At 62.7% G+C, this 22,619-nt stretch carries 22 protein-coding genes and 1 tRNA gene; 14 read left to right on the top strand and 9 right to left on the bottom strand.

Annotated elements, in window-relative coordinates:
* Positions 1-221: 221 nt before the first annotated feature.
* The gene (locus EJ071_RS25605; RefSeq protein ID WP_126100336.1) at positions 222-902 is read right to left on the bottom strand and encodes a DsbA family protein; all 681 of its coding nucleotides are present in this window, start codon (positions 900-902) and stop codon (positions 222-224) included.
* A gap of 36 nt (positions 903-938) precedes the next feature.
* The gene (locus EJ071_RS25600) at positions 939-2,759 is read right to left on the bottom strand and encodes an extracellular solute-binding protein (protein ID WP_126100335.1); all 1,821 of its coding nucleotides are present in this window, start codon (positions 2,757-2,759) and stop codon (positions 939-941) included.
* A 286-nt stretch (positions 2,760-3,045) separates the two neighbouring features.
* Between EJ071_RS25600 and EJ071_RS25595 the strand changes: the two genes are divergently transcribed.
* The gene (locus EJ071_RS25595; RefSeq protein WP_126100334.1) at positions 3,046-3,675 is read left to right on the top strand and encodes an invasion associated locus B family protein; all 630 of its coding nucleotides are present in this window, start codon (positions 3,046-3,048) and stop codon (positions 3,673-3,675) included.
* Between the two features lie 74 nt (positions 3,676-3,749).
* Here the strand turns inward: EJ071_RS25595 and hspQ are convergent, their stop codons facing one another.
* Together hspQ and EJ071_RS25585 are read right to left on the bottom strand one after the other, a co-directional pair.
* Positions 3,750-4,073 carry a heat shock protein HspQ gene (gene hspQ, locus EJ071_RS25590; protein ID WP_059188585.1) on the bottom strand — a complete coding sequence of 108 codons (324 nt, stop codon included), beginning with the start codon at positions 4,071-4,073 and terminating at the stop codon, positions 3,750-3,752.
* A gap of 306 nt (positions 4,074-4,379) precedes the next feature.
* Complete coding sequence (locus EJ071_RS25585; protein WP_126100332.1) at positions 4,380-5,591, bottom strand: UbiH/UbiF family hydroxylase; 1,212 nt, start codon at positions 5,589-5,591, stop codon at positions 4,380-4,382.
* A 100-nt stretch (positions 5,592-5,691) separates the two neighbouring features.
* On the opposite strand from EJ071_RS25585, the gene EJ071_RS25580 reads away from it, so the two are divergent.
* From EJ071_RS25580 to EJ071_RS25540, 9 genes are all read left to right on the top strand, one after another.
* Positions 5,692-6,576 (top strand): DUF2182 domain-containing protein, encoded by an 885-nt coding sequence (locus EJ071_RS25580; protein ID WP_189521216.1) that lies wholly within the window; start codon positions 5,692-5,694, stop codon positions 6,574-6,576.
* A 12-nt stretch (positions 6,577-6,588) separates the two neighbouring features.
* Entirely contained in the window at positions 6,589-7,203 is a 615-nt protein-coding gene (locus EJ071_RS25575; RefSeq protein ID WP_126100330.1) for a DUF1326 domain-containing protein, read from the top strand.
* Entirely contained in the window at positions 7,200-8,018 is an 819-nt protein-coding gene (gene pcsA, locus EJ071_RS25570) for a phosphatidylcholine synthase (RefSeq protein WP_126100329.1), read from the top strand. The genes EJ071_RS25575 and pcsA overlap by 4 nt, the downstream gene beginning before the upstream one ends.
* Positions 8,019-8,108: 90 nt before the next feature.
* Positions 8,109-9,086: a quinone oxidoreductase gene (locus EJ071_RS25565; RefSeq protein ID WP_126100328.1), complete on the top strand. Its 978-nt coding sequence runs from the start codon at positions 8,109-8,111 to the stop codon at positions 9,084-9,086.
* Between the two features lie 214 nt (positions 9,087-9,300).
* Entirely contained in the window at positions 9,301-10,878 is a 1,578-nt protein-coding gene (locus EJ071_RS25560) for an ABC transporter ATP-binding protein (RefSeq protein ID WP_189521214.1), read from the top strand.
* On the top strand, positions 10,875-11,987 hold the full coding sequence (locus EJ071_RS25555; RefSeq protein WP_126100326.1) for an ABC transporter permease: 1,113 nt from the start codon (positions 10,875-10,877) through the stop codon (positions 11,985-11,987). Before EJ071_RS25560 ends, EJ071_RS25555 begins: the two co-directional genes overlap by 4 nt.
* The gene (locus EJ071_RS25550; RefSeq protein ID WP_126100325.1) at positions 11,987-12,907 is read left to right on the top strand and encodes an ABC transporter permease; all 921 of its coding nucleotides are present in this window, start codon (positions 11,987-11,989) and stop codon (positions 12,905-12,907) included. Before EJ071_RS25555 ends, EJ071_RS25550 begins: the two co-directional genes overlap by 1 nt.
* A gap of 51 nt (positions 12,908-12,958) precedes the next feature.
* Positions 12,959-14,026: a BMP family ABC transporter substrate-binding protein gene (locus EJ071_RS25545; protein ID WP_126100324.1), complete on the top strand. Its 1,068-nt coding sequence runs from the start codon at positions 12,959-12,961 to the stop codon at positions 14,024-14,026.
* Positions 14,027-14,345: 319 nt separating this feature from the next.
* Positions 14,346-14,777, top strand: a complete 432-nt coding sequence (locus EJ071_RS25540) for a hypothetical protein (protein ID WP_126100323.1) — start codon at positions 14,346-14,348, stop codon at positions 14,775-14,777.
* 76 nt (positions 14,778-14,853) lie between these two features.
* Here the strand turns inward: EJ071_RS25540 and rimO are convergent, their stop codons facing one another.
* The 4 genes from rimO to EJ071_RS25520 form a co-directional block, all read right to left on the bottom strand.
* Positions 14,854-16,167 carry a 30S ribosomal protein S12 methylthiotransferase RimO gene (gene rimO / locus EJ071_RS25535; RefSeq protein WP_126100322.1) on the bottom strand — a complete coding sequence of 438 codons (1,314 nt, stop codon included), beginning with the start codon at positions 16,165-16,167 and terminating at the stop codon, positions 14,854-14,856.
* 140 nt (positions 16,168-16,307) lie between these two features.
* Positions 16,308-16,967: a TerC family protein gene (locus tag EJ071_RS25530; RefSeq protein WP_126100321.1), complete on the bottom strand. Its 660-nt coding sequence runs from the start codon at positions 16,965-16,967 to the stop codon at positions 16,308-16,310.
* A 192-nt stretch (positions 16,968-17,159) separates the two neighbouring features.
* Positions 17,160-17,567, bottom strand: a complete 408-nt coding sequence (locus EJ071_RS25525; protein WP_189521212.1) for a DUF930 domain-containing protein — start codon at positions 17,565-17,567, stop codon at positions 17,160-17,162.
* Between the two features lie 151 nt (positions 17,568-17,718).
* Complete coding sequence (locus EJ071_RS25520) at positions 17,719-18,024, bottom strand: hypothetical protein (protein WP_189521210.1); 306 nt, start codon at positions 18,022-18,024, stop codon at positions 17,719-17,721.
* 265 nt (positions 18,025-18,289) lie between these two features.
* Between EJ071_RS25520 and EJ071_RS25515 the strand changes: the two genes are divergently transcribed.
* From EJ071_RS25515 to EJ071_RS25505, 3 genes are all read left to right on the top strand, one after another.
* Positions 18,290-18,655 carry a nuclear transport factor 2 family protein gene (locus EJ071_RS25515; protein WP_126100320.1) on the top strand — a complete coding sequence of 122 codons (366 nt, stop codon included), beginning with the start codon at positions 18,290-18,292 and terminating at the stop codon, positions 18,653-18,655.
* Between the two features lie 42 nt (positions 18,656-18,697).
* Positions 18,698-19,315: a DsbA family protein gene (locus tag EJ071_RS25510; RefSeq protein WP_126100319.1), complete on the top strand. Its 618-nt coding sequence runs from the start codon at positions 18,698-18,700 to the stop codon at positions 19,313-19,315.
* A 65-nt stretch (positions 19,316-19,380) separates the two neighbouring features.
* The gene (locus tag EJ071_RS25505) at positions 19,381-20,559 is read left to right on the top strand and encodes an MFS transporter (protein ID WP_126100318.1); all 1,179 of its coding nucleotides are present in this window, start codon (positions 19,381-19,383) and stop codon (positions 20,557-20,559) included.
* A 164-nt stretch (positions 20,560-20,723) separates the two neighbouring features.
* Here the strand turns inward: EJ071_RS25505 and EJ071_RS25500 are convergent.
* Positions 20,724-20,813 (bottom strand) — tRNA-Ser (locus EJ071_RS25500).
* A gap of 534 nt (positions 20,814-21,347) precedes the next feature.
* Between EJ071_RS25500 and EJ071_RS25495 the strand changes: the two genes are divergently transcribed.
* Positions 21,348-22,601 carry a septal ring lytic transglycosylase RlpA family protein gene (locus EJ071_RS25495; protein WP_126100317.1) on the top strand — a complete coding sequence of 418 codons (1,254 nt, stop codon included), beginning with the start codon at positions 21,348-21,350 and terminating at the stop codon, positions 22,599-22,601.
* Positions 22,602-22,619: the final 18 nt, after the last annotated feature.

Below are 22,619 nucleotides of genomic sequence, written 5' to 3'. Positions count from 1 at the left end.
GGAAACGGTCCAAGCGCCGCCGACTTTCCCCTAGGGAAACTAAAAACACGGCTTTGTGAACGGAAAAACGTGCCGGCCGGCCCGGTTTCGCTATTGGGCGGCAACTGGAATGCTCGAAAACCGCCGCCCTCGATTCGCTCCAACCGTCATTTTCGGAAGCCCAAGACGGGCAGCAGCCACGGCTTCTCGTCAGCAAAGCGAAGGTGACGGCAAAATAAATTTCAGCCCGCCGTTTCCAGTTCGCCGCGCGCCTTGGCCTGGGCGACCTGGCGGATGGCATCGGCAAGCGTGTCGGCGTCCTGCGCGCCCATCACGGCATATTTGCCTTCGAGCAGGAAGCAGGGCACGCCGGTGATGCCCATGCGCGAGGCGGTGGCGATCTCGTTGCGGACGGCGTCGACATCGGCGTCCGTCGGCAACAGCGTCTCGACCACCGAAGCGTCCATGCCTGCCTCGCGCGCGGCCTCGGCCAGCACGGCATAATCGCCGAGATCGGCGCCTTCCTCGAAATTCAGCTGGAAGAGGCGGCGCACCAGCCGGTTCTGCACATCCTCGTCGGCGGCTCCCGCCCAGCGGATGACGCGGTGCGCGTCCAGCGTGTTCGGCGCGACCTTGATGGCGCCGAAGGCGAAATGGATGCCTTCCGCTTCGCCGAGCGGTTCGATGCGCGTATGGATCTGGCGAATGCGCTCCTCGCTGCCGAATTTGCCCAGCATGTATTGGCGGCGATCCATGCCTCCTTGCGGAATGGTCGGATCGAGCTGGAAGGGCCGCCAGCGCACATGCACCCCGACGTCGCCGACAGCGGCAATCGCCTTATCCAGCCGCTTCTGGCCGATGAAACACCAGGGGCAGACGACATCGGACACCACATCGACGGTGATCGAGTTCTTGGCACTCATGGTCGTCTCCGCGTTTTGCGTCGGTCGGGGTTTGCGTCAGTTGGGCTTTCGCCACCATGCCGGCAGCTGATAGCCGAATATGGGGGTCTTCTGTGGATGTTCCAGGTAGCTCCAGTAAGCCAGCCACTGCTGCGTGTTGTATTGCATGGGCACGATGTAGTTGCCGGAGATCAGCAGCCGGTCGAGGACGCGCACCGCGGCGACGTAGTCCTCCTTGGCGCGGGCATTCAGCAGGGCGTTGATCGCGGCGTCGACCGCTGGGTCGGCGACACCGGCGAGGTTGAACGAACCTTCCTGCTTGGCCGCGACGGATCCCCAGCGCCCGACCTGCTCGCTGCCGGGCGAAAGCGAATTGTTGAAGCCGCTCGTGCCAATCAGAACCTCGAAGTCGAACCGCTGCTTGCGCGACTGGATCTGGTCGCCGTCGAGGCTGCGGATGGTAACATCGATGCCGATCTTCTCCAGCGTGCGCTGATAGAGCGCCGCAAGCCGCTCCTCATCCTGCGATGACGTTAGGATTTCGAAGCCGAAGGAGGCCCCTTGGGGATCGACCATTCTGCCGTCTTCTACGTGATAGCCGGCGCCTTTCAGCATCTCGAAAGCCGCTCGCAGCACCTTGCGGTCCTGGCCGGAGCCGTCGGTGACCGGCGGCCGCCAGCTGCCGTCCATGACCTCAGCAGGCACACGGCCGGGGTAGGGGGCGAGCAGCGCCTTCTCCCGCTCGTCGGCCGGATGGCCGAGCGCCGACAGCTCGGAGTTCTGCCAAAAGCTCATCGTGCGGTTGAACTTGCCGGCGAAGAGGTTCTTGTTCGCCCACTCGAAGTCGTAGAGCATGCCGAGCGCGCGCCGCACGACCGGATCGGCAAATTTCGGCAGCCTGGTGTTGAACAGGAAGCCCGTCACGACAGGCGGAATGCCGGTGTCGAAATATTCCTGCTTCACTTCACCCTTGCGAAAGGCCGGGAAGTCGACATCGCGGTCGCGCTTGACCGGATCGGTCTCGTCGTCGAGGGCGCAGATGCCCTTCTTGAAGGCTTCCGTCTTGGCGTTGGCGTTGAGGAAATATTCGATGGTGATCCGGTCGAAATTGTCGAAGCCGCGCTTCGAGGGGATGTCCTTGCCCCAGTAATCGGGATTGCGCTTGAAGACGATGCGCTGGCCGGGCTGCACCTTGTCCACCGTGTAGGGGCCACTGCCGATCAGCGGCTTCAGCGTGGTCTTGTCGAAGCTGTCCTTGTCGAAAGCGTGCTTGGGGATGATCGGCGTCAGCCCGACGATCAGCGGAAATTCGCGATTGGCCTTGTCGTTGAAGGTGAATTTCACGCTGTGGTCGCCGGTCTTCTCCAGCTTGGCGATCATGCTCATGCGGTCGCTGTAAGGCGGGCGGCCCTTGTCGGTGAAGACATCGTAGGTGAACAGCACGTCTTCCGGCGTCACCGGCTGGCCATCCGACCATTTGGCATTGGGGTTGAGATGGAACTCGATGCTCTTGCGCTCCGAGTCCATGTCGGCGCTGTCGGCGAGAAGGCCGTAGAGGCTGAAAGGCTCGTTGTAATTGCGCTGCATCAACGGCTCGAAGACGAGATTGCCGTAGACCGTGTCGATCATGCCGCGCGCGGTGGTGCGCAGGCTCTTGAGGATGAAGGGGTTGAGGTTGTCGAAGCTGCCGACGACGCAATAGGTGACGCTGCCGCCTTTCGGCGCATCGGGATTGACGTAGTCGAAATGCTGATAGCCCGCAGGCAGCGCCGGCTCGCCCTGCATAGCGATGGCGTGCTTCGGCTCCGACAAAGCCGGAAGCAGCGAGAAGGCCAGAAACGAGGTCGCGGCGATCAGCCGAACGAGAACGCGGTCCATGACCGTCTCCTTACCGGGCGGCTTTGTGATTCGACACGCACCCTAGAGCATTTCGCCCCCCGATTGAATCGGTGCGCCAATCGGAATTGGGTTCGGCCAGTCCATCGCCAATCGGGGGTTCGTGGTGTGGCTTCAAACCAAGAAGAAATCGCGGAAACCGGGCTGGATTCGGCGCCGCTGGCAGTGTAACACGCGCTCCGAAGTCATGCTGTTGCCTCATTTGGGCAACAGGTAGCGGGACCGCACGGCACGAAGAAGCCGGTCCCCGGGATCATTTGAGAGGAAAGTGCACCATATGACGAGCAATGCGTATCGCCTTTCGGTGCTGGCCGCAGGCGTGGTCGGCGTCCTGGGCGCCGGGCTTTTCACCGCCTCGGCCCAGCAGCAGCCGCAGATTCCGCAGGGTTGGTTCAAGGCCTGCACCAAGCAGGAAGACGTCGACATCTGCAATGTCCAGAACATCGTCACCGCCGGCAATGGCCAGCTCGTCACCGGCGTCAGCCTGATCGAGCTCAAGGGCAAGGTGAACCGCAAGGTGTTCCAGGTCACGGTGCCGACCGGGCGCCTTATTCCCCCGGGCATCGGCTTGCAGATCGACGCGGGCAAGGCGCAGAAGCTCGACTATGTGATCTGCTTCCCCGATCGTTGCGTGGCCGAAGTGCCGCTGACCGACCAGCTCGTCGCGTCCTTCAAGAAGGGCCAGGCGATCTCGCTCACTTCGATCAATTTCCAGAACCAGCCGAACCCGATCAAGGTCGCGCTGACGGGCTTCAGCGGCGCCTATGACGGCCCGCCGCTGCAGCAGTCGGACATCGAGGACCGGCAGAAGAAGCTGCAGGACTTCGTCGCCAAGAACAACCAGGACTTCGCCAAGAAGCTCAAGGAAGAGCAGGACAAGGCGAAGACCGCCAACTGATCGCCGGAGCATTTCTCCAGCATGCAAAAAGCGGGGCAAGCGCCCCGCTTTTTTTGTTGCCGCCTGTCGAGCCTTCAGTGCTTCGAGTGGCGTTTCGGTTCGTAGCGTCCATCGGGTAGTTTGTCGAACATCTCGCCGATCTGCGGATGCCGCACCGGCTCGCCCGACCGGTCCTCGAGCAGGTTCTGCTCGGATACGTAGGCGATGTACTCGGTCTCGGAATTCTCGGCGAGAAGGTGGTAGAAGGGCTGGTCCTTGTGCGGACGCATGTCCGCGGGAATGGCTTCGTACCATTCCTCGCTGTTGGCGAACTGCGGATCGACATCGAAGATCACGCCACGGAACGGAAACAGCCGATGGCGAACCACTTGCCCGATCGCGAATTTGGCCGTCTTCATCGCACTCACCACCTACAGCGCCGCGCGTCCGTTCGGACGCGCAAAGGACGCTGTAGCACCTTCATTTTGCGCATGATCCTTTCCGAAAATCGATTTCGATTTTCGGGGTCATGCGATGGACCCCGAGGCGCCCGTCAGTGGCTTGCGCACAAGGCGCCTAAGGTGTTGAATTTACACATCACGCAGCCAAAAATCGACCCCGACTTTCGGCTTGGTACCATTGGCGTAGACATTGCCGCAATTCCATGCCGGAGCGCTGTCGGTGAATGCAATGGTTTCGGAAAGCGCAAGGTCCAAATGTATCGCTCAGCGCGCGGCCTGTTTCCTGAAGCCGCCGGCGAGCGCGCGAAAGCCGCTGCCGGGCCGCAGGCCTTCGCGCATGAAGAAGGCGCGCAACGGCGCGAAGCTGCCCAGCACGTTGAGGCCGGCGCTGCGCGCCAACTGCGCCGGCAGCATGTCGGACAGCAGCGACATGTTGAGCAGGTTCACCGCGCTGCTGCGCGCAAAAATGTCGGGACGACGCCTTGTGTCATAGGCGGCGAGACTTAGCCTCGACCCTGGATCGTCGCGATTTTCGCTGGCGATTCCAATCAGATCGTCGATATCCCTGATGCCGAGGTTGAGGCCCTGGGCGCCGATCGGCGGAAAGACATGGGCCGCTTCGCCGACAAGCGCCACGCGATTCTGCGCGAAACGGCCGGGCGAGGCCGCCGACAGCGGATAGACCTGGCGGCCGGGCTCGACCGAAACCCGGCCGAGCATCGACTGCATCTGCTCCTCGACCCGGACGGACAGGGTAGCATCGTCGAGTGCCGCGAGTTCCTTTGCCGTCTCCGGCTTTACCACCCAGACGAGGCTCGAGCGCCTGCCCGGCAGCGGAACCTGCGTGAACGGTCCGGTCTCGGTATGGAATTCGGTTGAAATGAAACCATGCTCGCTGCGATGGCTGAAATTGAGAACAAGCGCCGACTGCGGATAGGGCCGAGCAGACGCCCTTATGCCCGCGGCTTCCCGTGCCGGCGACAGGCGCCCGTCGGCGGCGACCGCCAGCGACGCCGAGACCTCGCCGCCATCGGCGAGGCTGGCATGTGCCCGGTCGGCGTCGAGCCGCCATGTCTCGACCATCGACTTTCGCCAATCGATGCCGGCGCGATCGGCGACTGCCTTGGCAAGCACCGGGATCAGGACCTTGTTCGGCAGGTTGAGCCCAAACTGCTCCTCGCCGATCTCGCTGGCGCGAAAGGTCACGGTTGGGCTGCGGATCAGCCTGCGCGTCGCGTCGACGATCCGCATCACCTTGAGCGGCGCCGCCTGCGACCTGAGCTCGGCAAGCACGCCCAGCCGGTCGAGCACTTTCAGGGCAGGGTTCATGAGCGCGGTAGTGCGGCTATCGTTGGTCGTGGCCTCGGGGCCTGCCAACGTCACGGCAAAACCTGCCTCGGCAAAGCCCAGCGCTGCGATAAGGCCGGCCGGGCCGCTGCCGGCAACCAATATGCGGGCTTTGTCGTTCTGCTCCACGCGAGGCTTCCATAGTGATGGGCGGCCATCGGGCCTATCACCGGATATAGGGCAGATCGGCGGGCTTGATCAACGCGGCGATTCGGCCCATTCGATTGCCATGACCGGCCAGGAGCACGATTTCAGCCATCTCGACCGCGCCGGCCGCGCCACGGCAGGACTCGCGCGCAGCCCGCGCCTCGCGGTGACGCTCGCCATTGGCGCGGGCATCGCGCTTGCCTGGCTCATCCTCGCTGCCATGGCGATCCGCGGCGCCGAAGGCCGGGTTGCCGGCGGCGCTCCGGGCGATGCGCTGCTCAAAGACCTGCCGCGGCTGCCGCTGCCGGAATTCGTCGACCGCCTTTTCGCCCTGTGCCTTGCGCCGGCTCCGCTTGCAGGCCCGCAGGCGTTTGCGCTCGTCCTGATGTGGTTCCTGATGGCCGTGGCAGCGATGCTGCCTTCGGCGGCGCCGATGATCCGCACATATTGCGAGATTGCGGATACCGCTCGGATCAAGCGCGAGCCCGTCGTCCATCCACTGGTTCTGGTGGCCGGATACCTCTCAGCCTGGCTTGCAGCGTCGGCGGCATTTGCCGTACTGACACTTGCAATCTATCGCTTCGCCGCCGCGGGGCAGATGCTTGATCCGGTCGTCGGATTGGCTGGTGTTGCTGCGCTTGCGATTGCCGGCCTCTATCAATTCAGCGGCTTGAAACAGGCCTGCCTGAAGAAATGCCGGAACCCGTTCTCGATCCTGTTCGCCAACTGGAGCGCGCAACCGTGGCGCATTTTCCGTCTGGGCCTGCAGCAGGGCGTCTGGTGCCTCGGCTGCTGCTGGGCGCTGATGCTGGTGATGTTCGCCGTTGGCGCGATGAACATCTTCTGGATGGCGCTGATCGGCCTGTTCACCCTGATCGAAAAACAGACCACCGGCAGGGTGGCAAGCCAGACCGCCGGTGCGATACTGCTTGTGTGGGCTGCCGCCCTGCTATTAGTTTCGGCGTGAGGGGAGAATTCGATGACCGATCAAAGCTGGGCGATGAAGGGAGAGCTGGTACTCTCCTGCAATTGCACGGTTTTCTGCCCTTGCGTGCTGTCGCTCGGCAGCCATCCGCCGACCGAGGGCTATTGCCAGACCTGGGCAGGATTCCGCATCGATGCCGGCCATTTCGGCGAGGTGGACCTCTCCGGCGTCAATCTCGGGCTGATCATGGAAATCCCGGGCTATATGAGCCGGGGCAACTGGACCGCCGGGCTGTTCATCGACAAGCGTGCCTCGGTATACGCGGTGAAGGCGCTGACAAAAATCTTCACCGGCAAGGCCGGCGGCACCACATCGCTGCTGTCGATCCTGGTCGGCAAATTCCTCGGCGTCGAGCAGGTGCCGATCACCTATGAGACGCACGACAGGACACGCGTGTTCCAGATACCGCGGATTATCGACGGCGCGGTGACGCCTGTACCTGGCAAGGACCGCGAGAAGGATACGGTGATCAGCAATTCCGAATATTGGATCGCGCCGGAAATCATCGTGGCGAAGTCCGACAAGAGCAAGATGCGCGCCTTCGGCCGCAACTGGAATTTCGCCGGCCGCTCGGCCGAGATATGCAAGCTGGATTGGCGAGGCCCGTGAGCAAGAACACAGCGGCCCGTAAAGCGGCCAAAAAGATCGCGGAGCGGATTCCGCGACCGAAGAAGAAAGTGACATGGCCGCAGGCGCGCGCTTTTTCGGTGCACCTGCTCACCGCGTCCGGTTCGTTCCTCGCCTTCCTGTCGCTGGTCGCGGCCAGCGAGGAGCGCTGGACGGCGATGTTCTGGTGGCTGGGGCTGGCGCTCTTTGTCGACGGCATCGACGGCCCGATCGCCAGGAAGCTCGAGGTCAAGGAGATCCTGCCGACATGGTCGGGGGAGGTGCTCGACAACATCATCGACTATGTGACCTACGTGCTCATCCCGGCCTTCGCGCTCTATCAGCGCGGCTTCATGGGCGAGAACCTGTCGTTCCTGTCGGCGGCCATCATCGTGGTGTCGAGCGCGATCTACTATGCCGATACCGGCATGAAGACGAAGGAGAACTTCTTCAAAGGCTTCCCTGTCGTCTGGAACATGGTGGTGTTCACGCTCTTCGTCATCGAGCCGGGACAATGGGTTTCGTTCGCCGTGGTCGTGATCGCCGGCATCCTCACCTTCCTGCCGATCAACTTCATCCATCCGGTGCGGGTGGTCCGGCTCAGGTCGCTCAATCTCGGCATGATCCTTTTGTGGTGCGCCTTCGGCGCGCTTGCACTGGCACAGGCCGCACTCGCCAGCTTCTACAACCAGATCGGCGTCCTGGGTGAGCAGGTCAGCGACTTCACCAAGATCGGCATCACCATCACCGGGCTCTATCTCGCCTGCATCGGGGGCGTGATGCAGATGTTCCCCAATCTTGGCGCCAAGAAGCCCTGACCTAACTTTTGCTGGACCATGATCTTTTCCGAAAACCGGTTTTTCGGGATCATGCTCTAAATCCTATCCCTGTCCCGAGAGAATTGAGCGATGTCCAAGGCAATCCGCATTCACGCCCATGGCGGTCCACAAGTCCTGACCTATGAGGATGCCGATCCCGGCCAGCCGGGCGCCGGACAGATCCTGGTCAGGCATACCGCGATCGGCCTCAACTTCATCGACGTCTATCACCGTTCGGGCCTTTACCCGCCGCCGGGCGGCTTCCCGCTGATCCCGGGCAGCGAGGCGGCCGGGGTGGTTCTGGCCGTCGGCGCTGGGATCGACTGGCTGCAGCCCGGCGACCGCATCGCGTATGCGGTCAATGTCGGCGCCTATTCAGAGGAACGAGTCATCGCCGCCGACCGCGTGGTCAAGGTGCCGGACGGCATTAGCGACGAGCAGGCGGCGTCCATGATGCTGAAGGGCATGACGGCGGAATATCTGCTGCGCCGCACTTTTCCTGTGAAGGCCGGCGACACGATCCTCTACCATGCCGCGGCCGGCGGTGTAGGCCTCATCCTTGGCCAGTGGGCAAAGCATCTCGGCGCGACCGTGATCGGCACGGCAAGCTCCAGCGACAAGATCGAGCTCGCCAAAGCGCATGGCTTCGACCATGTCATCAATTACAAGGAGCAGGATTTCGTCGCCGGCGTCGCCGCCATCACCGGCGGCAAGAAATGCGATGTCGTCTACGATTCCGTCGGCAACGATACTTTTCCCGCTTCGCTCGATTGCCTGAGGCCGCTCGGCATGTTCGTCAGCTTCGGCCAGTCGTCGGGGCCGATCCCGCCATTCTCGATGTCGCTGCTGGCGCAGAAAGGCTCGCTCTATGCAACCCGGCCGACGATCTTCGTCTACAACGCAAAGCGCGAGGACCTGGTGGCGTCGGCTAAGGCTCTCTTCGATGTGGTGCTGAGCGGCGCCGTCGAGATCAAGATCAACCAGCGCTATGCACTGAAGGATGCGGCACGAGCGCAGTCCGATCTCGAGGGCCGCAGGACGACGGGTACGACCGTCCTCATTCCCTGAGCCGGCTGCCTTGCTCTTCAGCGCCTTGCCTTGGATTAGGGCACGGTTTGCCCAAAAGGCCCGCCGGTTTTTCGCAAGCTCCCAATAGGTGTATCTTACCCCTTGAGTTTCCGCTGGAATTCTTGAAGCTCTTTCAAGTTGGGTGCCGCTTTCCGACAGAAGCCGGCCGCGCATACGATACCAGCGGGAACACAGAACATATCCGGGTCACTGGATGGGAGGCACTGTGAGTGCAAATCATGACAGGGCGAACCTGCTCGAGGTTCGTGGCCTTACGAAGATTTTCGGCACGCTGACGGCGTGCGATCATATCGACCTCAACATCGCGAGGGGCGAAATCCATGCCCTTCTTGGCGAGAACGGCGCCGGCAAGTCGACGCTGGTCAAGATGCTGTTCGGATCGCTTGAGCCGAATTCGGGCGAGATCTTCTGGGACGGCCAGGCCGTTCAGATCACCAGCCCCGGTGTGGCGAAGAAGCTCGGCATCGGCATGGTGTTTCAGCATTTCTCGTTGTTCGAGGCGCTGACGGCGGCGGAGAACATCGCACTCTCGCTCAACGACGGCTCGCCGATCAGCACCATTGCCGCGAAGGCAAGGGCGCTCTCCTACAGCTACGGCCTGCCGCTCGATCCGGAATCGCTGGTCGGCGATCTGTCGGTCGGCGAGCGCCAGCGCATCGAGATCATCCGCTGCCTCTTACAGACGCCGCAGCTCATCATTCTCGACGAGCCGACCTCGGTGCTGACGCCGCAGGAAGCCGACAAGCTGTTCGAGACGCTGGAGAGGCTACGCTCCGAAGGCAAGTCGATCCTCTATATTTCGCACCGGCTGGAAGAGGTCAAACGCCTCTGCGACCGCGCCACGGTGCTGCGCCACGGCAAGGTCGTCGGCCATTGCAATCCGCGCCAGGAGACGGCCGCGTCGCTTGCCCGCATGATGGTCGGCAACGAGGTCAAGGCGGTGGTGCGCGCGCCGGCCGAAGGTATCGAGACCGCGCCGGCGCTGCTCGAGATCCGCGGGCTTACCCGCAAGCCGGCGACGCCCTTCGCCATCCCGCTCAAGAACATCAATCTCAGCGTGCGCGCTGGCGAGGTGATCGGCATTGCCGGCGTCGCCGGCAACGGTCAGGGCGAATTCTTCGAATCCGTCTCCGGCGAAGTGCTGCAGCAGGATGCCGGTTCGGTTCGCATCCGCGGCAAGGATGCCGGCGCGCTCTCCATCACCGGTCGGCGGCTGATGGGTGCCGCCTTCGTGCCGGAAGAGCGCCTAGGCCATGGCGCGGCGCCGCGCATGAAGCTCTCGGAGAACCTTTTGCTGTCGCGCCATGCCACCGACGGCAAGTCCTTCGTCGGCTCCGGCGGCATGGTCAAGAACGGTTCGGTCTACAGCGCCGCCCAGCGCATCATCACGGCAATGGACGTACGCAAGAGCGCGCCGGATCCGGAGGCTGCGGCGCTGTCCGGCGGCAATCTGCAGAAATTCATCGTCGGCCGCGAGCTCGATCGCAAGCCGAGCGTGATGGTGGTCAATCAGCCGACCTGGGGCGTCGATGCGGGTGCCGCCGCCCATATCCGACAGGCATTGATCGAGCTCGCCCGCAGCGGCTCGGCGGTTCTGGTCATCAGCCAGGACCTCGACGAATTGTTCGAGCTGTCGGACGCGATCGCGGTCATGCACAACGGCGAATTGTCCGCGCCGCTGCCCATCGCCGAAGCCACCTTCGAAAAGATCGGCCTGTTGATGGGCGGCGCCGAACCCGGCCACGCCGAACACACCATGGAGACGGCATGATGCGCCTCGAACTGGTCAAACGCCCGCAGCGCTCGGCGCTGTTTTCGGTGCTCTCCCCCTTCATTGCCTTCGCGCTGACTGTGATTGCGGGCGCTATCATGTTCGCGTTGCTCGGCGTCAATCCGTTCAACGCCTTCAATGTTTACTTTATTCAGCCGATCAGCGAGGTCTGGCAGTTGCACGAGTTGGCCATCAAGGCGGCACCGCTGATCCTGATCGCCGTCGGCCTGTCGGTCTGCTACAAGGCCAACATCTGGAACATCGGCGCCGAAGGCCAGTTCATCCTGGGCGGCATCTTCGGCTCGATCATCCCGGTGCTGTTTCCCCAATTCGAAGGGCCCCTTGTCCTGCCGCTGATGCTCTTGCTCGGCATGGTCGGCGGCGCCCTCTACGCGGCGATCCCCGCGCTCTTGAAGACCCGCTTCAGCACCAACGAGATCCTGACCAGCCTGATGCTGGTCTATGTGGCGCAGCTCTTCCTCGACTGGCTGGTGCGCGGACCCTGGCGCGACCCGCAGGGCCATGGCTTTCCGCAGACCATCCAGTTCGGCGACTCGGCCATCCTGCCGGAGCTGATGCCGGATGCCGGCCGCGCCAATTGGGGTTTCGTCTTCGCGCTGGTCGCGGCCGTGGCGGTGTGGCTGATGATGAGCCGCATGCTGAAGGGCTTTGAGGTCCGCGTGCTGGGCTCGAGCCCGAGGGCAGGGCGTTTCGCCGGCTTCGGTTTCAACAAGATGGTCTTCTTCACCTTTCTTTTGTCCGGCGCGCTGGCTGGCCTTGCCGGCATCTCGGAAGTCTCCGGCGCCATCGGCCAGCTGCAGCCGGTGATCTCGCCCGGCTACGGCTTCACCGCCATCATCGTCGCCTTCCTCGGCCGGCTCAATCCGCTGGGCATCGTCGCCGCAGGCCTGGTGCTGGCGTTGACCTATCTCGGCGGCGAGGCTGTGCAGAGCGCGCTCGGCATCTCCGACAAGGTGGCGCGGGTGTTCCAGGGCATGCTTCTGTTCTTTGTGCTCGGCTGCGACACGCTCATCCACTACCGCATTCGTCTGATCGGCTTTGCCGCCCCGAAACTCGAGGCTGCGCCCAAGCTGGAGGAGGCACGCTGATGGACATCACCATCAACATCCTTTTGACCATCGCCACCGCCGCGACGCCGCTCTTGATCGCGGCCATCGGCGAACTTGTGGTCGAGCGTTCCGGCGTGCTCAACCTCGGCGTCGAAGGCATGATGATCATGGGCGCGGTCGGCGGCTTCGGCGCCGGCTATCTTACCGGATCGCCCTGGATCGGCCTGCTTGCCGCGATCATCGTCGGCGCGCTGTTCTCGCTGCTCTTCGCCGTCATGACGCTGTCCTTGGCCACCAACCAGGTGGCGACCGGCCTGTCGCTCACGTTGCTCGGCCTCGGCCTCTCCGGCATGATAGGCACCAGCTTCGTCGGCCAGCCCGGCGTCAGGCTGCCGAACCTCGACATCCCCGGTCTGAGCTCGATCCCGGTCGTAGGCAGGCTGATCTTCGGCCAGGATCCGTTGTTCTACATCTCGATCGCGCTCACCGCCGCGGTGATGTGGTTCCTGTTCAAGACCCGTACCGGCCTCACGCTCCGCTCGATCGGCGACAGCCACTCTTCGGCGCATGCGCTCGGCATCAAGGTGATCCGCTACCGCTATCTCGCCGTGGTCTTCGGCGGCGCCTGCGCCGGCCTTGCCGGCGGCCACCTGTCGCTGGTCTATACACCGCAATGGGTCGAGAACATGAGCGCCGGTCGCGGCTGGATCGCGCTGGCCCTGGTGGTGTTCGCTTCCTGGCGTCCGTGGCGGGTGCTGGCCGGCGCCTACATCTTCGGCGCAGTGTGGATCGGCCAGCTTCATGCCCAGGCTTTTGGCATTCCGGTGCCTTCGCAGTTCCTTTCTTCGCTGCCCTATCTGGCAACCATCGTGGTTCTCGTTCTAATCTCGCGCAACAAGCGGCTGACGATGATGAACACGCCGGCTTCGTTGGGGCAGCCATTCGTTCCGGATCGTTGACGACAACAAAAAGACGGGAAGCTCCAAGGCTTAACTCAGAGAGGTAACACGATGAAAAAACTGCTCATTGCGCTTTTGACCACGACTGCGGCCCTGTCGCTGGCCGCGACCGCCGAGGCGGCCGACAAGCTGAAGGCTTGCTGGGTCTATACGGGTCCGATCGGCGACTTCGGCTATTCCTACCAGCACGACCAGGGCCGGCTCGAGGTGGAAAAGGCGCTCGGCGACAAGGTCGAGACCGCCTATCTCGAGAACGTCTCGGAAGGCCCCGACGCCGACCGCGCCTTCGAGCGCCTGGCGCGCGAGAAGTGCAAGATCATCTTCGGCACGTCCTTCGGCTTCATGGACGCCGAGGTGAAGGTCGCCAAGAAGTTTCCCAAGGTGATGTTCGAGCATGCCACCGGCTACAAGACCGGCGACAATCTCGGCATCTACAACGCGCGCTTCTATGAGGGCCGCTACGTGCTCGGCCAGATCGCGGCCAAGGAATCGAAGAAGGGGCTGGCCGGCTACATCGTCTCCTTCCCGATCCCGGAAGTGGTGATGGGCATCAACTCCTTCATTCTCGGCGCGCAGTCGGTCAATCCCGACTTCAAGGTCAAGATCGTGTGGGTGAACTCCTGGTTCGATCCGGGCAAGGAAGCCGACGCCGCCAAGGCGCTGTTCGACCAGGGCGCCGACATCATCGTCCAGCACACCGACTCGACCGCCGCCCTGCAGGTCGCCGAGGAGCGCAAGCTGCACGGCTTCGGCCAGTCCTCCGACATGATCAAGTTCGCGCCGAACGCGCAGCTGACCTCGCTTACCGACGAGTGGGGTCCGTACTACATCAGCCGTGTCCAGGCGGCTCTCGACGGGACCTGGAAGCCGGACAATGTGTGGCTCGGCATCAAGGACGGCGCTGTGAAGCTTGCGCCCTTCACCAACATGCCCGACGACGTGAAGGCCATGGCTGAGGCGACCGAGAAGAAGATTGCCGGCGGCTGGAACCCCTTCACCGGCCCTGTATCCAAGCAGGACGGCTCGCCCTGGCTGAAGGACGGCGAGGTTGCCGACGACGGCACGCTGCTCGGCATGAATTTTTATGTCAAAGGCATCGACGACAAGCTGCCGCAGTAAGCGACAACGAAATTTCGAACCGGAGAGGGCGCTTTGTGGCGCCCTCATTCGTTTGTAAGATCGATCGGCAAGATTTTCCTGCCCAAGGCGGACGCTGAGCTGGTTTTGGCAGTTGATCGCTGTACGATCTTGCGTGCCAAGTATTTAAGATAAATCTTGCTCTATCTTTTCTGAATTACAATTTTTCATGAAGTCGCCGCAGCATCCGCGACCGGTTCCGTGACCGTTTTCACATACGTCGACGGCTTCTACTTCCATGCTGATTACGCAAATCAGACGAAACCAGCTGGCGTGACAAGCGCCCGCAGAAGGGGGTCTTATGCAATTGAATAAAAAGCTTCTGGCGATTATCGGGAAACGCTTTCCCGCGATCTACGATGTCATCCCGCACGGACCACAAGGTGGGGTGCGTGTCGCGCTCAATCCACAGCCGCTGCCGCCGCATGAACTGGGCGCAGCGGTCGCTGACGAATTTGTCCGCCATGCCTGGGTGGCCGAGCGAGGCGGGCTCGACATGAAAGCGCTGTTGCGCGATCTCGATGACTGGTGCCCCACGCGACCGAAGATCCCAAAACTTCCCCCGTGGTGGGGACCATTTCCGGAGCCGGAACCGCGCCCGGAGTGGTTCGTCGACTACCATCTGGGATTTGCCGCTCGGCTGTCGGCGGTCGCAACGGGCACACGCCTCGATGAGACCCTCGATCAGGCGATCGACCGTTCGCTGGCCGCAATCGAGGCGGTGAAGCTCTGACGAGGGACGCTACTGAAGCCGAAAGGCTTTTCAAGAGCCTGAGGGCGCCGCAAGGCGCCCTTTTCATTTGCGGCTATCAGACCGCCGAACCGTAGAGGTCGTAAGCGTCGGCACGGTCGATCTTGACGGTGACGATCTCGCCGGCGCGCAGCGGCCGCCGCGACTGGATGTGCACGGAGCCGTCGATCTCGGGCGCGTCGTACCTGGTGCGGCCCTTGGCAGACGTGCCGTGTGCTTCGTCGATCAGTACCGGCAAGCGCTTGCCGACTTTCTTGGCCAACTGCGTTGCCGAGATCTTCTGCTGGCGCTGCATGAAGCGATGCCAGCGGGCTTCCTTGATCTCCTGCGGCACCTGCTCGAGGCCGAGATCGTTGGAGCGCGCGCCCTTGACCGGTTCGTATTTGAAGCAGCCGGCGCGGTCGATCTTGGCCTCGTCCAGCCAGTCGAGCAGCATCTGGAAATCGTCTTCGGTCTCGTCGGGGAAGCCGACGATGAAGGTCGAACGGATGGCAAGATCCGGGCAGACCTCGCGCCAGCCGCGGATGCGCTCCAGCGTCTTCTCGCCATGGGCGGGACGGCGCATGTTCTTCAGCACCTGCGGCGAGGCATGCTGGAACGGGATGTCGAGATAGGGAAGGATTTTCCCCTCCGCCATCAGCGGAATGACGTCGGCGACATGCGGGTAGGGATACACATAATGCATGCGTATCCAGATGCCGAGCTTGCCGAGTTCCTCGGCGAGGTCGAGGAATTTAGCCCGCACCTCGCGCTCGCCGAACAGGCTCGTCTGGTATTTGATGTCGATGCCGTAGGCGCTGGTGTCCTGCGAGATGACGAGGATTTCCTTGACGCCGGCCTTGGCGAGCCTTTCGGCCTCGCGCAGCACGTCCGCCGCCGGCCGCGAGACGAGGTCGCCGCGCAGCGCCGGGATGATGCAGAAGGTACAGCGGTTGTTGCAGCCCTCCGAGATCTTTAGATAGGCGTAGTGGCGCGGCGTGAGCTTCACGCCCTGCGGCGGCAGGAGGTCGACATAGGGGTCGTGGCTGGGGGGCGCGGCCTCATGGACCGCCGCCATCACGCTCTCATAGGCCTGCGGACCGGTGATCGCCAGCACGTTGGGATGCTTCTCGCGGATGACCTCCGGCTCGGCGCCGAGGCAGCCGGTGACGATGACGCGGCCGTTTTCCGAAAGTGCGGAGCCGATGGCGTTGAGCGACTCGTCACGTGCCGAATCAAGGAAGCCGCAAGTGTTGACGACGACGAGGTCGGCGCCGTCATGCTTGCGGGCGATCTCGTAACCTTCGGCGCGCAGCCGCGTGATGATGCGCTCGGAATCGACGAGCGCCTTCGGGCATCCAAGACTGACGAAACTGACACGAGGGGCAGACATAAGGTTTTCCAGGCTTTTCGGGATCGGCGGCGCCATACCACACTAATTGCGGCATTGGTATGGGCTGGCCCTTGCTGCGGCAAAACGCAAAGCGACGGGCCAGGTCATCGTTCGGCCGAAGCCGGCGCCAGGAGGCGTGGTCAGCTCACCGCGTTGTTGACGTGCGGCCAGACTTCCATCGCGCCCCTGTAGACCATGTCGAGCGCAACGTAGAGGATGATCGCCAGGCCGACATAGGCGATCCAGCGGTAGCGGTGCAGCAGGCGGGCAATGAAGCTCGCGGCAAGGCCCATCAAGCCGATCGACAGCACCAGCCCGATGATCAGAACCCAGAAATGATCCCGCGCCGCGCCGGCGACGGCCAGCACGTTGTCCAGCGACATCGACACGTCGGCAATGACGATCTGCAGCGCCGCCTGGCCGAGCGTCTTGCGCGGCGCCTTGCCGGCAACCGCGCTGTCGTTGTCGAGGTCGGAATTGGACAGCGCCTCCGTGGCCTCCTGTTCGTCGGCCTGCGAGGTGCGCAGCTCGCGATACATCTTCCAGCAGACCCACAACAGCAGGATGCCGCCTGCCAGCAGCAGGCCAACGATGGCGAGCAGCTTGACGGTGACCGCCGCGAACAGGATGCGCAGCACCGTCGCCGCCAGCACGCCGATTAGGATCGCCTTCTTGCGCTGCTCCGTGGGCAGGCCGGCGGCCGCCAGCCCGATGACGATGGCATTGTCGCCGGCAAGCACCAGGTCGATCGCGATGACCTGAAGAAGGGCGCTCAGGCTTGCCGCGCTGAAAATGTCCATCGTCTGGGAAGCCCTTTGCTGTTCGCCGAGCGCCGGTCGTCGAATATCCCGACGCCCTAACGTGTATCGTTCCCGCACGTCAAGAGAACCCAGCCGGAACAAGCGCTTGCACGTCGTGTTGTTCCACCGGAATCCATATGGAGTTTGCAATCGAAAAGGCTGACTTTGGCGCAGCCGACCGCAGGCGATCTGTCAGTCGTAAAGATTGTATTTTGCCCAGTCGGCTTCCGGGATTTCGTCACCGATCTTGTAGCGGAACTGCAGCACCTGCATGTGGTCGGGCGCGGTCTGGCACTTGAACTTCAGCCGGTACCATTGACCCTTGCTGCGAAACGCAGCGCCGGGACTCCTGATCGCATCGGCGCTCATCTGCGGCGTGGCGAAGGCATAAGCCACGACGCGATCGGCCTTGTAGTTGTGGTCGTCATGGCTGATCCGGTCGAGCACCTCGGCGTCGCAACGCTGCTCGAGACGGGTCTCAGGGTCGAGTTTCAGCAGGCCGGCGCGAAGCGCGTTGTCCATTGCGTTGGCCGGCCAGGCCAGCGTCAGGGACGCCAGAGCCATCAGGCAGAGCTTTTTCATGGGCGCGACAAGCAGCATATCTTGTCTGAGAAATCAACCAAACGCACGCGCTTGTGAGATTGATGCCGGCCAGGATTCACCGGCTCGTGATCCGGAATCCGCTGTCGGCCGAACGGATTAAAAAATGCCCGCCGTGACGAAATTCAGCCCGACTGCTTCGGGGGCCGCGTCAGCCGATGGCGTTCTCTCCTGCATCCTGATCCGCCGCCCCGTTGTCTTCGCTTCCTGTATCGGACACTCGGTTATCGCCTGAGCCGGCCGAGGGAAGTGCCGTGACGTCCATCCGAGCGATCCTGGATGCTGCCCGACCTTGAGCGCCCGGTTCGCTGTCGCCCGTCTCCAAAACGGAGGCTTTCGCGAGATGACCGACGCTTTCGGCGCTTTTACCAGGAAAAGTCGCCTCGGGTGCTGTCGGAAGTCTGATGGTACGCTGCACTGTTCCAGCGTTTTGCTGGCTTCCAATGGGAGAGGTCATGGCTGTGCTCCGGGTTGATGACCGCCGCCATTTAACACGGCTGGCTGGCGCCAACCTTGCGGATTTCAGCAATTGCTAATTAAGGCCGAGCGCGCGGGATACGCTGTCATCTGGCGGGTGAAGCAGAGCACGATGAAGACGAGTCTGTATCCGACGAAACTGCGGCTGGTCGTCCATCGCACGACCCAGTGGCCGACGGCATCGAAGAATTGTCGTTTATCTAAGAACTCGCTAATATAGCAATCTCGCCGCTGGAGGTCCGCCGATGTCGATCCACGAGGAACTGCAGGGTTTTTGCGATGCCTATGTGGCTGCCTATCGTGCTGGCGAGGCCAAAATATGCGGCGCGATGTTTACGGCCGACGCTGAATTGCATTCGCCCTACGCGCCTCCCGCTCGGGGCCGTGACGCTATCGAAGCTCTCCACGCAACTTGGACGCATGGCCACGGCGAGGCGACTGACAAGAAAATGACAGTGATACATGCGGGCAGATCTGGTGACCTGGCTTGGTGTCTGGCGACGTATACCGAGGGCTTGGAGGTCGGCAACGGCACCTCGGTCGACGTCTTCGAGCAACAGGCCGACGGATCATGGCTCATACGCATGTGCAGCCTTAACAGCTCCGACTGAGGAAGGTTGTTGCCGACTTGGCTGCGGCTGGAGGCGGTGGAAATGAAGCAACTCGACTTCTTCTACTTCTTCGGGAGCGGCTACGCATATCTGTCCGTGATGCGCATCGACGGCATGGCGAAACAGTCGGGCGTTGCCGTTCGATGGCGCCCCTTCAATGTCCGCACCGTCATGGCCGAGAACAACATCGCCCTCCGCACCCAGGCGGCAAAGGTAAAGTACATGTGGCGCGATGTGGAGCGGCGCGCGGCGACCCACGGCGTGCCATATGTCAGGGCGCCTTTCTGGCCGACCGATCCGGACCTTCTGGCCAACCGGGTTGCCATGGTGGCGGCCGAAGAGGGCTGGTGCGAGGCCTACTCCGTCGCAAGCTTCAGGGCGTGGTACTTGGAAGGCATGGAACTGGGCAGCCGCGCCCATCTGGAGCATGTGCTGTCTCCCCTCGGCCAGGATGTCGACGACGTTATTGCCAAGGCCGACGGCCGCCTCGCCCATGAGCGGCTCAAGGCTGAAACCGATGCGGCCCGCAGCTACGGCATTTTCGGCTCCCCGGCGTTCGTCGTAGATGGCGAAACGTTTTGGGGCGACGACAGGCTCGAAGAGGCGCTTGCCTGGGCCGCTGGCCGACGTGATCTGCAAACGTTGAACCATGATGGATAGGGCTGAGTGCGCGACGCATTTGGTGATAACCATGCGCCGATCATCAGTCCCAGGGGAAGATTCAAATGCCAAGCCGCTGGACCATTCTTGCAGTCCTGTTCGTCGCTCGAGCTGCCTTCGCCTTCCAGTTTGGCAGCGTAGGGGCCGTAGCGCCGCAGCTTAGCCAAAGCCTCGGCGCCAGCCTGGCTGACATCGGCATCCTTATCGGAATCTACTTTGCCCCGGGTGTCCTGCTCGCCTTCCCCGGCGGGGCCATCGGGCGCCGCTACGGCGACAAGGCGACGGTCCTCGCCGCAATCCTGGCGATGCTGGCGGGCGAATTGCTGATGACCTCGTCGGCATCCTGGAGCGTGCAGGTCGCAGGCCGACTGATCGCCGGGACCGGCGGCATTCTCCTCAGCGTCCTGATGACCAAGATGGTCGCCGACTGGTTCACCGGCCGCGAAATCGCAACCGCGATGGCCATTTTCGTCAACTCGTGGCCGGTGGGCATCGCAATCTCGCTCATGCTCCTGCCATGGATCGGAGCAAGGTTCGGGCTTCATCTCGTCAACCTCGCCGTCGCAGGGTGGATCCTGATCGGCCTCGTCCTCATGGCCATTTTCTACCGCGCGCCGGAGGAGGCGGCCGTCTCCGTTGTCGGCGAACGAGGCAGTCTGACCCCGGAAACGGTCTACGCGGTGATCGCCGCCAGCTCTATCTGGTGTCTCTACAATCTCGGCTTGGTGATGATCTTCAGTTTTGGCCCATCGATGCTCGTCGAGCGAGGCTGGTCCATGGCTGCAGCCGGATCAACGATCAGCATCGTCCTCTGGCTCGCGGCGATTTCGGTTCCCTTGGGGGGCTTCCTCGCCGATCTGACCAAACGCGGCGAAGCCATCATTGTCGCAGGCTGCATCGGCTTTGCGCTGCTGACGGTTCTCCTGTCGCGAAGCGGCCAGGTGCTTCCTGTCGTCATTGCCGTCGGGGCCGTTTGCGGCCTGCCCGCCGGCGCTATCATGAGCCTTCCAGCGCGCGTGCTCGAGCCGAAGACGCGGGCGATCGGGATGGGAATATTCTATACGGCCTTCTATGCCGGAAGCCCGGTTGGATCGGCGATCGGCGGAAAGCTTTCCACGTCACTTGGCTCCGCCAGCGCCGCGGTCGACTTCGGCGCGGTTCTGCTCCTGGCTTGTCCAGCCATTCTGTGGTTCTTCCGCCGCATCGTTTCTGGCCAGAACCGGTCTGCTATTCCATCGACATAACGCGAGAGCACTTGCCGAGTCGATCAACGTCGCAGTTGAGGCCGAGAGGCGTGGTAAGGCGGCTTGCCGAGTCCGGGCTCTCTGAGCGGGCCAAATAACAGGAAGGTTGGTCACTAACCGAAAATCACCAAACCCTAGGGTTTCCAAGACATTTTAGGGTTGACTGGCGGAGGGAGTGGGATTCGAACCCACGGTGAACTTGCGCCCACGCCGGTTTTCAAGACCGGTGCCTTAAACCGCTCGGCCATCCCTCCATCGTGATTCTTCACGAGGTGCTCCGTCCTGCTTGGACCGTTAGGCCGCGATGCCGACAGAGCACCCATCCTCTAGTGTGCCGTGCAAAGGCATGTCAATCGTTCGAAATCGGCCCGGCCGGTCATGCCTGAACTTGTCGGCCGGCGCAGGGACGGCGCTCAAGGTGTTGCGGCCAACGGCTTTATCAGGCGATAGCTAATATAGATGAGCCGAGTCATCCGTTCGACCGAGGCAGTCCCTGCAGAGGCTCATGCTAAGCTCTTGTTCGGCGCAGGAAATTCCAGCGCCATGAGCGCCGGTTGGAAAAAGGAAGTCCCCCCTCCAAAAGCTGCCCCTCCATCCGGCGCTCATCCTATAACGCTCATCCGCACCGGCAGTCCTCGCCATAATGTCGCCGGGTTCCGGCCATAATCGATTAACATCGTGATAAACAATTCCTGTGCAAAAGGGATTGGGGATCAAGGTGTTGCTGGCATTCGCGGGCGCTTTGGCTCCGACTGGTGGCGGCAAGACTGTAGGGGACAATCGAAAACATGCAGACCTCGGCGCGCCCGCGTCTTCGTCGCGCTCCTGCTTTTATGCTGTGCGCTCTGTCGGCGGTGCTGCTTGCCGCCTGCACCTCCACGCCGCAACCTAAGGCGATGGTCGACAAGCGGCCGCGCTCCAAGGAATATTTCGCCGAATCCGAATATGGCGTGAAGGCGAGCCCGCGCGTCAATTTCATGCGGCGCGGCGGCGGCCGCGACCAACTCGGCAAGCCGTATCAGGTACGCGGCAAGTGGTATTATCCGAAGGAAGACAAGCGCTACGCCAAGGTCGGTTTGGCGTCGTGGTATGGCGATGCCTTTCATGGCCGGCTGACCGCCAATGGCGAAGTCTACGACACGGCGCAACTGACGGCGGCGCACCCGACCATGCCGCTGCCGAGCTACGCGCGCGTCACCAATCTCGAGACCGGGAGTTCGATCATCGTGCGCGTCAACGACCGCGGCCCATACCATGAGGGCCGCATCATCGACGTCTCGGAACGTGCCGCGCAAATGCTCGACTATGGCAAGGTCGGCACCGCAAAGGTGAAGGTCGAATATGTCGGCCGGGCACCGCTCGATGGCAATGACGATCAGTATCTGATGGCCTCGTACCATCCGGGCAACAGGCGGCCTGATCCGTCCGACGGCCTGCCGACCGGCGTGATGGTGGCCATGAACGGCCCGTCGCCAAGCATGCAGACGGACGCGCCTCCGGCCGCCGTGCCGTTCCCTGGCCAGTTGACCAATTCGGGCGAGGCTTTCGCTGCGCAGCCAGGGCTGTCGGAGCAATCGGCGACACAGGCGCAGGTGCCAGGCGCCAGCGACGTCACTTTACCGGATTTCGGGCCGATCGTGCCAGAGCGGCCGGAGTTCAGGCTGCCGCCGAACTCGCCCTTTGCCATGGCCTCGCTGTCCTATGCGGATGAGCGCGTCAATCGCGCCGACGTCTTTGCCGCGCTCGATGGCAGCGGCATGTCGCCGGCCGACATTCTGCAGTCGTGGAAGAAATCGAACCGCCAGGAACAGACGCCGGCCCCGGACTATGTCGCTGCCGGCTCCTTCGACGACGTAGCCGAGGCAAAGCGCGTGGCTGCGGCGCTCGAGCCGTTCGGCAAGGCTGAAATCCAGCGGACCGAGCTCGACGGCAATGACTGGTATGCGGTCAACGTCTATCCGGATGGCCATGGCAGCATCGACGACCTGCTGCAGGCGGCCTGGTCGCACGGGGCGCCGGACGCTTTGGTTGTGCGAAACTGATCAATTTCGCGCGCTCGG

This window comes from Mesorhizobium sp. M1B.F.Ca.ET.045.04.1.1 (assembly GCF_003952465.1).
Classification (GTDB): Bacteria; Pseudomonadota; Alphaproteobacteria; order Rhizobiales; family Rhizobiaceae; genus Mesorhizobium; species Mesorhizobium shonense.
Note: the sequence above shows the minus strand (reverse complement) of the source record. Positions and strands in the feature narration are given on the sequence as shown.

Excerpts from the sequence above, each read along its gene's own strand:
- EJ071_RS25605 (WP_126100336.1), bottom strand. The coding sequence starts at position 902 with ATGAGTGCCAAGAACTCGATCACCGTCGATGTGGTGTCCGATGTCGTC.
- EJ071_RS25600 (WP_126100335.1), bottom strand. The coding sequence starts at position 2,759 with ATGGACCGCGTTCTCGTTCGGCTGATCGCCGCGACCTCGTTTCTGGCC.
- hspQ (WP_059188585.1), bottom strand. The coding sequence starts at position 4,073 with ATGAAGACGGCCAAATTCGCGATCGGGCAAGTGGTTCGCCATCGGCTG.
- EJ071_RS25580 (WP_189521216.1), top strand. The coding sequence starts at position 5,692 with ATGACCGGCCAGGAGCACGATTTCAGCCATCTCGACCGCGCCGGCCGC.
- EJ071_RS25575 (WP_126100330.1), top strand. The coding sequence starts at position 6,589 with ATGACCGATCAAAGCTGGGCGATGAAGGGAGAGCTGGTACTCTCCTGC.
- EJ071_RS25565 (WP_126100328.1), top strand. The coding sequence starts at position 8,109 with ATGTCCAAGGCAATCCGCATTCACGCCCATGGCGGTCCACAAGTCCTG.
- EJ071_RS25560 (WP_189521214.1), top strand. The coding sequence starts at position 9,301 with ATGGGAGGCACTGTGAGTGCAAATCATGACAGGGCGAACCTGCTCGAG.
- EJ071_RS25555 (WP_126100326.1), top strand. The coding sequence starts at position 10,875 with ATGATGCGCCTCGAACTGGTCAAACGCCCGCAGCGCTCGGCGCTGTTT.
- EJ071_RS25550 (WP_126100325.1), top strand. The coding sequence starts at position 11,987 with ATGGACATCACCATCAACATCCTTTTGACCATCGCCACCGCCGCGACG.
- EJ071_RS25545 (WP_126100324.1), top strand. The coding sequence starts at position 12,959 with ATGAAAAAACTGCTCATTGCGCTTTTGACCACGACTGCGGCCCTGTCG.
- EJ071_RS25540 (WP_126100323.1), top strand. The coding sequence starts at position 14,346 with ATGCAATTGAATAAAAAGCTTCTGGCGATTATCGGGAAACGCTTTCCC.
- rimO (WP_126100322.1), bottom strand. The coding sequence starts at position 16,167 with ATGTCTGCCCCTCGTGTCAGTTTCGTCAGTCTTGGATGCCCGAAGGCG.
- EJ071_RS25530 (WP_126100321.1), bottom strand. The coding sequence starts at position 16,967 with ATGGACATTTTCAGCGCGGCAAGCCTGAGCGCCCTTCTTCAGGTCATC.
- EJ071_RS25525 (WP_189521212.1), bottom strand. The coding sequence starts at position 17,567 with ATGCTGCTTGTCGCGCCCATGAAAAAGCTCTGCCTGATGGCTCTGGCG.
- EJ071_RS25520 (WP_189521210.1), bottom strand. The coding sequence starts at position 18,024 with ATGACCTCTCCCATTGGAAGCCAGCAAAACGCTGGAACAGTGCAGCGT.
- EJ071_RS25515 (WP_126100320.1), top strand. The coding sequence starts at position 18,290 with ATGTCGATCCACGAGGAACTGCAGGGTTTTTGCGATGCCTATGTGGCT.
- EJ071_RS25510 (WP_126100319.1), top strand. The coding sequence starts at position 18,698 with ATGAAGCAACTCGACTTCTTCTACTTCTTCGGGAGCGGCTACGCATAT.
- EJ071_RS25505 (WP_126100318.1), top strand. The coding sequence starts at position 19,381 with ATGCCAAGCCGCTGGACCATTCTTGCAGTCCTGTTCGTCGCTCGAGCT.
- EJ071_RS25495 (WP_126100317.1), top strand. The coding sequence starts at position 21,348 with ATGCAGACCTCGGCGCGCCCGCGTCTTCGTCGCGCTCCTGCTTTTATG.